Source organism: Sinomonas humi (assembly GCF_000802235.1).
In the GTDB taxonomy this organism is placed as follows: Bacteria; Actinomycetota; Actinomycetes; order Actinomycetales; family Micrococcaceae; genus Sinomonas; species Sinomonas humi.
This window is the reverse complement of sequence record NZ_JTDL01000130.1, coordinates 1-9,771: the sequence shown is the minus strand read 5'-3', so window position 1 is coordinate 9,771 and position 9,771 is coordinate 1. Positions and strand designations below refer to the sequence as shown.

Sequence of the window (9,771 nt, the reverse complement as noted above, 5' to 3'; positions counted from 1 at the left end):
CCCTTGTCCCCGTGCCGAACCAGCTCGTACTCATGGACCAGCTCACGGACCTCCTCCACCGTCCTGCCCAGAATCATGGACACAGACCTCCTCCTTCGCCGATCGGAACTGACTCACAACCAGCTTGGCAAAGAGGGCAGGGCGAAGTTGGCGTACCCGAAACGGTCAGTGGGCGAGTTTCTCGATCGCCGATTTCGCGGTCGGATCTGACTCGTCGAGGAACTTCCCGATCCGCTCGGGCTCGCCGTCCTCGCCGATCGCGGAGGAGGCGCGCCCGAGGTCGTACAGAGCCCGGAGGAACCCCTGGTTCGGCTCGTGCTCCCACGGGACGGACCCCGCCCCGCGCCAGCCGTTGCGGCGCAGGGCGTCGAGGCCACGGTGATACCCCACTCGGGCGAAGGCGTACGCCTCGACGATGTTGCCCGCGGCCCAAGCCTCCTCCGAAAGGAGCGCCCACAGGAGCGACGACTCAGGGTGCTTCACCACGAGGTCGCGCGGCGAGTGCCCGGTCGCGAGCCCCTGGTACACCTCGGTCTCGGCCGGGAGCCGAGTGGGCTCGGGGCCGAGGAGGTTGGTTCGGAATTCGTCACTCATTCTGGTCCTCCGGCCGAAGGCTACTTGATGGACTTGCCCTCGGAGCCGAGCTGCTGCGCGGCCTCGACAACACGGGCAGCCATGCCGGCTTCGGCCGAAGCGCCCCAAACGCGCGGATCGTAGGTCTTCTTGTTGCCGACCTCGCCGTCGACCTTGAGCACACCGTCATAGTTCTTGAACATGTGGCCCGCCACGGGACGCGTGAACGCGTACTGGGTGTCGGTGTCGATGTTCATCTTGATGACGCCGAAGGAGACGGCGTCTGCGATCTCCTGCTCGCTCGAGCCGGAGCCACCGTGGAACACGAGGTCAAACGGGCGGTCCTTGCCGATCTTCGCGCCGACCTCGGCCTGGATCTCCTTGAGGATCTCGGGGCGGAGCTTGACGTTGCCCGGCTTGTAGACGCCGTGGACGTTGCCGAACGTCAGGGCTGTGATGTAGCGCCCGTTCTCGCCGGCGCCGAGGGCCTCGACAGTCGCGAGGCCGTCGGAGACGGTCGAGTACAGCTTCTCGTTGATCGCGTTCTCGACCCCGTCCTCCTCGCCGCCGACCGCGCCGATCTCGACCTCGAGGATCATCTTGGCGGCGGACGTCCGCGCGAGGAGGTCCTTCGCGACGCGCAGGTTCTCCTCGAGGGTCTCAGCCGAGCCGTCCCACATGTGCGAGTTGAACAGCGGCTCGCGGCCGGCCTTGACCTCGGCCTCCGAGGCTGCGAGGAGCGGCAGGACGAAACCGTCCAGCTTGTCCTTGGGGCAGTGGTCGGTGTGGAGGGCGATGTTGACTTCGTAGTTCTTCGCCACTTCCCGCGCGAAGGCTGCGAAGCCGAGGGAACCGGCGACCATGTCCTTAACTGACGCGCCGGACCAGTAGGCCGCGCCGCCCGTGGAGACCTGGATGATCCCATCGGAACCCGCCTCGGCGAAGCCGCGGATCGCCGCGTTGAGCGTCTGGGACGAGGTCACGTTGACCGCCGGGAACGCGTAGCCGCCGTTCTTGGCGGCATCGATCATCTCGACGTACTTCTCAGGGGTGGCGATAGGCATGGAATCTCCTCGATTCAGGTCCGTGCGGCAAAGAATTGCACGGCGGTGTGCTGGCCACTTCACATCCTAGCGAGACCCGTCGCAGCCGCCATGTGCCGACGGACAAATGACAGGCGCCGCCCCTAACGACTCGCGGCACCCCGGAGGCCTGAGCCCCCGAAAGCAAGGACGACGACGGCGCCCCACGCGCCGCCGTCGTCCTCCCATCCGCTCCCCCCAAGGGAAGAGCAGGCCTTGTGATTCGGCGCTAGTGCAGCGCCGCCACCTGCTGGGCAAAGCCCTCGGTCATGCTGCCGACGCCGGTGACGTCGTCGTAGCCCGGGGCGGTGAACAACGACGAATCGTGGTCCATCCCGATGAGGTAGGTGTTGCCGCTGACCGTGCTCGAGAAGGCGACCGCCTTCTCCCCGGCAGGGGCAACGTCGCGCTGCTCGCCGCCTGCAGCAGCCGCGGCGTAGATCGTCGGGTTCGCGAAGCCGATGACCTTGCCCGAAGCTCCCTGGGCCACGGCCATCTGAGCCGCAGTGAGCGGGCAGGCGAGCGATGTGCCGCCGATGCCCTCAAAGGCGAAGGAGCCGGTCTTGAGGACGTTGTCGTTCGTGATCGGGCTGTAGCCGATCCGGTAGCCGGTGTAGGGATCGGCGAGGGACGAGACGTCCGGCGAGACACGGTGGCCTTGGGCGAGCGAAGCCGGGACGGTTCCGGCTTGGTAAGCCGGCTGCGCGAAGACGGCACTCGTGCCGCCGCCCGCGCCGAAGTGGAACGGTCCGGGGAGCGAGCCCGCGTAGACGAGCTGGCCGGTCGAGTCCGGGACCACGCGCTGGCGGGCCGTGCCCCAGCCCGTCTCGAAGAGGTAGCTGCCATTCTGGCCGGCCGCGAGGCTAGTGCCGCCCACGGCCGTCACGTACGGCGAGCTGGCCGCGAAGTCGGGCGAAGCGTAGCCGAGGTTCGCCACCTCGTCCCCTGAGTCGCCGCTCGAGAAGTACAGCCCGATGCCCTCCGCTGCGGCCTGAAGGTGGAGGTTCTGCTCGCCCATGAGCGTGTTCGCCGGGAGTGCCTCGCCCACGTTGCCGTAGCTGTTGGAAACGATGTTCGCGAGGTGGCTGTCGAGGATCGTCGACATGGCGAGGTCGAGTCCGCCGCCGCAGTTGTTGCCGCCGACGTAGAGGATGTTGGCAGCAGGCGCCATCCCGTGCACGGCCTCGACGTCAAGCGTCTGCTCGCCCTGCCAGCCGCTCGGCTCTTGGCACAGGGCCTTGTCGAGGAACATCCGGGAGTCGGGGACGATCTGCTGGTACTGGTCAGCTGCGAGCGATGGGACCCCGCTCGCAGCCGACCAGGTATTCGTGTCCTGGACAATCGTCGGCGAGGCGTAGGCGTCGATGATGGCGACCTTCTGGCCCGCTCCAGCCGCCGCGTTCACCGTGCCCGCGGGAGAGATCCCGTACGCCCCCTGAAGTTGGGTGGGGGTGTAGCCGCAGATGTAGGTCGGGAAGCTCGTGGTCCCGTACGCCTTGGGAAGGGTGGCCGTCTTCTGGCCCCAGTAATCAGAGCAGGGGACGCTGAGCGGCGGTTGGATCGGTTTGCTGGCCGCGGGCGCAGCCTCGCCGGAATTCGGGGTCGCGTTGGTCGGGTGGGTGAGGAGCTTGCCCTGATCCACCGAGACGCCTTGAATCGCGTCGCCGAGGTCCGCGGGGACAGACGGGGCCGTGGCCGGGCCGATCAGTGTCTGGCCCCCGAAGCTGTAATTCTGCTCGCTTGTGCTGAACGCCGCGTTGATCTGGGCGACGGTGCCGCGGAATACGACGTAGAGACGGCTCTGCGGGGTGCCGGTGATCGTCATGCCCTGGGACTTGAGCCAGTTCACGGTCGCGTCAAACGTGGCCTGGGTGGGAGCGTAGGTGTCGATCCACTGTTGGGGCGCGAGGTACTGCCCGTAGGCCGCACTGCCCGGCGTGGAAACGCCGTCGGCCGTGGCCTTCGCTCCAGCAAGGTCGCGGAGGTTGAAGTAGATCTCGCCCTCCACAGTCGTGTTGCTGAGAGGGTTGCCCGTCTTCGTGCGCGAGCCGGCCCAAGGAGGCACAGAGCCCGGATACGTCTTCGAGTGCGACGGCGGGGGGCTGGGCGGCGAGGCGACCGCCGAGGCTGCCGTTCCGAGGCCCGCGGCGCAGGTGACGGCAGCAGCGACCGCGAAAAGGCGCAGCGAAACTCGTGGGGACCGTTGGTGTTCAGGCATGGATTTTCTCCCGTCCCGAGACTGGCGTGAGTGTCCCGGCTGGGAGCGAGACTAGTTCTGAAACAACCTTTGCAGGGAGAGAAGAGAAGCTGAGAGTTTTCTGTGAGTTTGTGAATTTCCTGTGAATTGGGGATCTGCAGCGCGCCGGGTAGTCTTGAACTGCGCAGGGGAGTATCCAAGGCGCCGCACACGTCAACACGTCGGGCACGGGAGCCTGGCCGGGTGCGGCGGCCTGTCGGAACGGGCGAGAGGCCCGGCGGACGGGTGGAAAGACTTGTGGCGGTCACGCCTACCTTGCGAAAGGGACTCCATGTCCGTCTCTCCCCTCGTCTGGACCATCACGATCGCGGTGGTACTGGGCCTCCTAGCCTTCGACTACTTCTTCCACATCCGTAAGGCCCACGCGCCGACCCTCCGGGAAGCAGCCCTCTGGTCCTCCGTCTATGTGGGCGCCGCGGTGCTCTTCGGCGTCGTCGTCCTCGCACTCGGGGGAACCGAGATGGGCGGCCAGTACTTCGCAGGTTTCATCACGGAGAAGGCGCTCTCCGTGGACAACCTCTTCGTGTTCCTCGTGATCCTCGCGAGCTTCCGCGTCCCGCGAGAGGACCAGCAGAAGGTACTGCTGTTCGGTATCGTCTTCGCCCTCATCGCGCGGACGGTGTTCATCTTCCTCGGCGTCGCGCTCATCAACAGCTTCGCCTGGATCTTCTACGTCTTCGGGGCGATCCTCCTCATCACAGCGGGGCATCTGCTCAAGCCCGAGAGCCATGGGGAAGACGAAGCGGACAACGTCATCGTCCGGCTGGCACGAAAGTTCCTTCGCACCTCGCAGAATTACGACGGCGACAGGCTCTTCACGGTGGAGAACGGCAAGCGCGTCCTCACGCCCATGCTCCTCGTCATGGTTGCCATCGGCGGAACGGATGTCCTCTTCGCGCTCGACTCGATCCCCGCAATCTTCGGGCTGACCCAGAACGCCTACATCGTGTTCACCGCGACCGCGTTCTCGCTCATGGGCCTCCGGCAGCTCTTCTTCCTCCTCGACGGCCTGCTCGATCGGCTCATCTACCTCTCCTACGGCCTCGCGGCGATCCTCGCGTTCATCGGGGCCAAGCTCGTGCTCCACGCGCTGCATGAGAACACGCTCCCGTTCATCAACGGCGGCCATCATGTCGAGGTCTTCGAGGTGACGACAGGCCTCTCGCTCGTCGTCATCATCGGCGTCCTGGTCGTGACGATCGTCGCGTCGCTTGTAAGCCCTGCTGGAAAGGCGCAGACCGCGATCAACAACGCCAGGCGACATGCCGAGAGCTACCTCGATCTCGGGTACACGGCCGACCCTGCCGAACGCGAGCGCGTCTACCAGGACCTCGAAGACGAGGTCACCGCCATCGAGCTAATGGACAGGAAGTACCGGGACAAGGCGAAGGACGTCGAGTCGATCAGGGCCAAGGTCCGCGAGGCACAGGCTCGCCACACGGAGTACTTGCGGACGGCACGGTAAACAGGAGGCTTCCGCCTCTAGACCTCGGCGGGGATACCTACCAGCCTCGAAAGGTCAGGCCCTGCTGGAAGGAACTCCCATGTCCTACACGTACTCGGTTGCAGTCCCTCTTTCGTTCGCCAAGACGATGGAGCGAACGCGGGCCGCCCTCACCGGCCAGGGCTTCGGCATCCTCTCGGAGAGCGACATCCGGGCAACGTTCTCGGCGAAACTCGGGACCGAGGCCGCGACGGAACTGGGCGACTACGTGATCCTCGGGGCCTGCAACCCGGGCCTGGCCCGGAGGGCTCTCACCGCGGAGCCTGAACTGGGCGCGCTCCTGCCGTGCAACGTCGTGGTCCGCCGCGGCAAGGACGACACCGTGACAATGATCGACGCGATCGATCCCGAGACCATGGTCCAACTCAGCGACAGCCCTCAGGTACGCGCCGTCGCCAATGATGCGGCAGCGAAACTTCGCGCGGCCCTGTCATTCATTGTGGCGGAGGCCCGCCCGGCAAGCTGAGGGCCGGTTTCCGTCCAGCCGTCGTCCAGACCGGCTTGCAGACCGCCGTCCAGACCGCCTTCCGGCCTACGCTCTCGCCCACTTCTGGCCACAAAAAGTCGGGCCACCCTCCGACACGCCGGTTTCCGCAGTGATTGGGAAATCACAAGTGGGCGGGAGCGCGAGCACGGGTTCAGCGAGCGCGGTCTCAGCGAGCCCTCGGCACCTGGCCGAACACGTGGCGGCGAATCCACGCGTGCATCGCGATGGCTGCGGCGGAGGCGGCGTTGATCGAACGCGTGGACCCGAACTGTTCGATCGAGAGCGTCGCCTCGGCCGCGGCATGCACTTCAGGGGTCAGCCCCGGCCCTTCCTGGCCGAAGACCAGGACGCAGCGACGCGGGAGGTCGTAAGTCTCGAGCGGCACGGAGTCCGGGAAGATGTCGACGCCGAGGATCGCCAGCTCCTCCGAGCGCGCCCACGCCACGAACTCGTCAACGGTGGCGTGGTGCCGGAGGTGCTGGTAGCGGTCGGTGACCATGGCCCCGCGGCGGTTCCAGCGGCGCCGCCCGATGATGTGGACCTCTTTGGCGAGGAACGCGTTGGCGGTGCGAACAACGGTGCCGATATTGAGGTCGTGCTGCCAGTTCTCGATTGCGACGTGGAACTCGTGCCGGCGCGTGTCGAGCTCGGCGACGATCGCCTCATGCTTCCAGTAGCGGTATTGGTCCAGGACGTTCCGGCGGTCTCCCTGGGCCAGGAGCTCGTGGTCCCAATGGTCGCCCTCGGGCCAAATGCCCTCCCATGGGCCTACACCGACCTCGACTTCGCGCTCTTCGCTCACTGCACAAGGGTAGAAGACGCCAAGCATCCGGCTAGGCCGAGTACACCGCCACCGCCGCGGCCTTTGCTACGAGGACGACAGCGGAGCCCGGCCCGAGGTCCAGTTCGGCAGCCGCCGCGGGCGTCAGGTCCGCGACGATGGTCGCACGCGGGGTCGCGGCGTGGACACGCACCTGCGGACCACGCGGCTCGAGTTCTTCGACAATGGCCCTCCACGCGTTCCGCGGCGAACCGTGGGGAACCTCTGAAGGTCGGTAGATGGATACATCGGCGGGCCGGAAGACGGCGACTGCGTCCTCGCCCGCGAGCGCAGCATCCGCCTCGGGCCGCTCCACGCCGAAGACGTCGCCCAGGCCCTCGACGCGCAGCCGGCCAGGTGCCGTCGTTCGCCCTTGAAGGAAGTTGAGCCCGGCAAGCCCCGCGGCGAAGCGGCTCCGGGGGCGCTCGAGCAGCTCCGCCGTCGGCCCCTCCTCCACCACGCGTCCCCCCTCAAGCACGACAACCCGGTCCGCAAGCATGTGAGCGTCGAGGGCCTCGTGGGTGATGATCACCGCTGTCCGTTTGGCGAGGACGCGCCGCAGGAGGCGCCGCAGCGCGGGGGCGGCGGCGACGTCGAGCGCTGCGAAGGGCTCGTCGAGCAGGAGGAGCTGGGGCACGGCGGCGAGGGCGCGGGCTATGGCGACCCGCTGCGCCTGGCCGCCCGAGAGCTGGGCGGGGCGGCGGTCGGCGAGCGCGAGGGCGTCGACCTCGCCGAGCCAGCGCTCCGCCGCCCCACGCGCGTCATGACGCGACGCCCCGCCCGCCCGCGGCCCGAACGCCACGTTCTCGACGACGTTCAGGTGCGGGAACAGCAGCGGCTCTTGGGCGAGGAGGGCGACCCCGCGGGCGTGGGGCGGAACCCACGCACGGTCGTCGAACAGTATCCGCCCGTCCAGCACGGCGCGGCCCGAATCCGCCCGGAGCAGGCCGGCGGCCAACGCGAAGAGAGTCGACTTCCCCGCGCCGTTGGGCCCCAGCACGGCGACAGTCTCGCCGTCGTGCACCTCGAACGCCGTGTCGAACCCCCGCTCCCCGATCGCGGCCTCCAGTCGAAAGCTCACGCCGAAACAGCCCCTGCCAACCGCCGCCCGTACGCGACGCCCACGACGACGGCGGCGACCACGACGAGCACGAGAGCGAGGGCAACCGCCGCATCGGGGTCGACCTCACGCTGGAGGTAGACCTCGAGCGGCAGCGTGCGCGTGACGCCCTCGAGGCTGCCCGCGAACGTGAGCGTGGCCCCGAACTCGCCGAGGCTGCGCGCGAACGAGAGCACGAGCCCCGACGCAAGGCCCGGCACAACAAGCGGCAGCGTCACTCGCCAGAACACGTGCGTCGGTGTGGCACCGAGGGTCGCGGCGATGGCCTCGTAGCGGCCTCCGGCAGTGCGGAGCGCGCCCTCGAGGCTCACCACGAGGAACGGCAGCGAGACGAACGTCTGCGCCATGACGACGGCCAGCGTTGTGAACGCGAGCTGCACGCCGACCACATCGAGCCAACGCCCCACGAGCCCGAGCCGCCCGAAAGTGTAGAGGAGCGCGAGGCCGCCGACGACGGGCGGCAGGACGAGCGGCAAGAGCACGAGGGCGCGAAGCCAGCGGCGCCCCCGGACCGGCCCCCGAGCGAGGACGAGCGCCATCGGCACGCCGAGGACAAGGCACGCCGCCGTGCTGGCCAAGGCCGTCTCGAGGCTCAGGCGGAGCGCTGCGAGCGAGGAGTCTGACGTGATGAGCGGGATGAAGTTCAGCCAGTCAACGCGGGCCAGCATCCCCACGAGCGGCACCAGCACGAACAGGACACCGAGCGTGGCTGGGATGTAGATCCAGCGTGGGAGGCCGGAGTAGCCGCGCCGCTCAGGGTGCGCCGAAGCCGGCATCGCCGAGCACCTTCTGCCCTTGCGAGCCGCGGACGAAGTCCACGAACTCCTGCGCGAGGGACGCGTTCTTGGATGCCTTGAGGGCCGCGATCGGGTAGCTGTTGACCGCCGACGAGGACCCCGGGAACGTCACTCCGCTCACCTTGCCGCCCGCGCCTTTGACGTCCGTGACGTACACGAGCCCCGCGTCGGCGTCTCCCGAGATGACCTTCCCAAGGACGTCCGTGACGGATTGCTCCTCGCTCACGGGCTTGAGCGTGAGGCCCGCAGCCTTCGCCGCCTTCTGCGTCGCGCTCCCGCACGGCACCTGCTGGGCGCAGACCACGAGTCTTACGCCCGGCTTCGTGAGGTCCTGGAACGTGTGGATCCCGGCCGGGTTCGACGGCGGCACCGCGATCTCGAGCACGTTCGTCGCGAAGATCTGCGGCGTGCCGGCGGCGAGACCGGCGCTCGTCGCCTTGGTCATGTTCGCCTGGTCCGCGGAGGCAAAGACGTCCGCCGGCGCTCCATTCTGCAGCTGGGACACGAGGTCGGAGGAGCCGCCGAAGTTGAAGTTCACCTTCGAGCCGGGGTGGGCCGCCTCGAAGTCGTGGCCGAGTTCGGTGAACGTCGCCGTGAGCGAGGCGGCCGCGAAGACGGTGAGGGAACCTCCAGAGGACGCGGACGACGACGCACTGCCGCCTGCCGCCGTCGTCCCCCCACACGCCGTGAGCGCCAAGGCGAGGGCGACGCTGGCCCCGGCGAGGGCCCGCTTGAGCAGAACCTTCATGACGCTTTCCCTCCGCTGGTTTCGACGATGACGGTCGTGGCCTTCACTACTGCCGTCGCGACGCTCCCGGGCTCAAGCCCGAGTTCCCGGACAGCTTCCGAGCTCATGAGCGAGACGACGCGGTACGGGCCGCACTGCAGCTCGACCTGCGCCATGACGCGGTCCTCGATCACGCTCGTCACGAGGCCGGCGAAGCTGTTGCGCGCCGAGCGGGCCACGCCGCTTGAGTCGCGGGGCGTGCTCGCCTGCCGGCGGGCGAGGTCGGCGAGTTCGGCGCCGTCGACTGCGGAGCGTCCGGAGGGGTCCTTCGTGGCGGTGAGGACGCCGGAGTCGACCCAACGGCGCACGGTGTCGTCGCTCACGCCCAGGAGGCTGTCTCTTWT

At 68.0% G+C, this 9,771-nt stretch carries 10 protein-coding genes; 2 read left to right on the top strand and 8 right to left on the bottom strand.

The genetic code is table 11. The features are described 5' to 3' along the window. Window positions 1-165: 165 nt before the first annotated feature. The 3 genes from LK10_RS13520 to LK10_RS13510 all read right to left on the bottom strand — a co-directional run bounded on the left by LK10_RS13520 (window position 166) and on the right by LK10_RS13510 (window position 3,873). Window positions 166-594 carry a DUF3151 domain-containing protein gene (locus LK10_RS13520; RefSeq protein WP_043124635.1) on the bottom strand — a complete coding sequence of 143 codons (429 nt, stop codon included), beginning with the start codon at window positions 592-594 and terminating at the stop codon, window positions 166-168. A gap of 20 nt (window positions 595-614) precedes the next feature. Further along, entirely contained in the window at window positions 615-1,637 is a 1,023-nt protein-coding gene (gene fbaA, locus LK10_RS13515) for a class II fructose-bisphosphate aldolase (RefSeq protein WP_043124632.1), read from the bottom strand. A 247-nt stretch (window positions 1,638-1,884) separates the two neighbouring features. Beyond that, a complete protein-coding gene (locus tag LK10_RS13510; RefSeq protein WP_081998537.1) occupies window positions 1,885-3,873 on the bottom strand; it encodes a S53 family peptidase in 1,989 nt (662 codons plus the stop codon). A 310-nt stretch (window positions 3,874-4,183) separates the two neighbouring features. Here LK10_RS13510 and LK10_RS13505 point away from each other — a divergent pair, with 310 nt between their 5' ends. Beyond that, on the top strand, window positions 4,184-5,377 hold the full coding sequence (locus LK10_RS13505; RefSeq protein WP_043124630.1) for a TerC family protein: 1,194 nt from the start codon (window positions 4,184-4,186) through the stop codon (window positions 5,375-5,377). 79 nt (window positions 5,378-5,456) lie between these two features. Then, window positions 5,457-5,882, top strand: coding sequence for a DUF302 domain-containing protein (locus tag LK10_RS13500; RefSeq protein WP_043124627.1), 426 nt, complete (start codon window positions 5,457-5,459; stop codon window positions 5,880-5,882). Window positions 5,883-6,069: 187 nt separating this feature from the next. Here the strand turns inward: LK10_RS13500 and LK10_RS13495 are convergent, their stop codons facing one another. Genes LK10_RS13495 through LK10_RS13475 form a run of 5 tightly spaced genes read right to left on the bottom strand, consistent with a single transcriptional unit; the run spans window position 6,070 to window position 9,756 of the window. Beyond that, window positions 6,070-6,705, bottom strand: coding sequence for a TrmH family RNA methyltransferase (locus tag LK10_RS13495; protein ID WP_231567766.1), 636 nt, complete (start codon window positions 6,703-6,705; stop codon window positions 6,070-6,072). A 31-nt stretch (window positions 6,706-6,736) separates the two neighbouring features. Beyond that, a complete protein-coding gene (locus tag LK10_RS13490) occupies window positions 6,737-7,804 on the bottom strand; it encodes a sulfate/molybdate ABC transporter ATP-binding protein (RefSeq protein WP_043124622.1) in 1,068 nt (355 codons plus the stop codon). Continuing rightward, window positions 7,801-8,619: an ABC transporter permease gene (locus LK10_RS13485; protein WP_043124619.1), complete on the bottom strand. Its 819-nt coding sequence runs from the start codon at window positions 8,617-8,619 to the stop codon at window positions 7,801-7,803. Before LK10_RS13485 ends, LK10_RS13490 begins: the two co-directional genes overlap by 4 nt. Then, a complete protein-coding gene (gene modA, locus LK10_RS13480) occupies window positions 8,597-9,388 on the bottom strand; it encodes a molybdate ABC transporter substrate-binding protein (protein WP_043124616.1) in 792 nt (263 codons plus the stop codon). The genes LK10_RS13485 and modA overlap by 23 nt, the downstream gene beginning before the upstream one ends. Beyond that, window positions 9,385-9,756: a TOBE domain-containing protein gene (locus LK10_RS13475; protein WP_081998538.1), complete on the bottom strand. Its 372-nt coding sequence runs from the start codon at window positions 9,754-9,756 to the stop codon at window positions 9,385-9,387. The genes modA and LK10_RS13475 overlap by 4 nt, the downstream gene beginning before the upstream one ends. Between the last annotated feature and the right edge of the window lie 15 nt (window positions 9,757-9,771).

Coding starts and splice junctions, on each gene's coding strand:
- LK10_RS13500 (WP_043124627.1), top strand. CDS start 5,457: ATGTCCTACACGTACTCGGTTGCAGTCCCTCTTTCGTTCGCCAAGACG.
- modA (WP_043124616.1), bottom strand. CDS start 9,388: ATGAAGGTTCTGCTCAAGCGGGCCCTCGCCGGGGCCAGCGTCGCCCTC.
- LK10_RS13520 (WP_043124635.1), bottom strand. CDS start 594: ATGAGTGACGAATTCCGAACCAACCTCCTCGGCCCCGAGCCCACTCGG.
- LK10_RS13505 (WP_043124630.1), top strand. CDS start 4,184: ATGTCCGTCTCTCCCCTCGTCTGGACCATCACGATCGCGGTGGTACTG.
- fbaA (WP_043124632.1), bottom strand. CDS start 1,637: ATGCCTATCGCCACCCCTGAGAAGTACGTCGAGATGATCGATGCCGCC.
- LK10_RS13485 (WP_043124619.1), bottom strand. CDS start 8,619: ATGCCGGCTTCGGCGCACCCTGAGCGGCGCGGCTACTCCGGCCTCCCA.
- LK10_RS13510 (WP_081998537.1), bottom strand. CDS start 3,873: ATGCCTGAACACCAACGGTCCCCACGAGTTTCGCTGCGCCTTTTCGCG.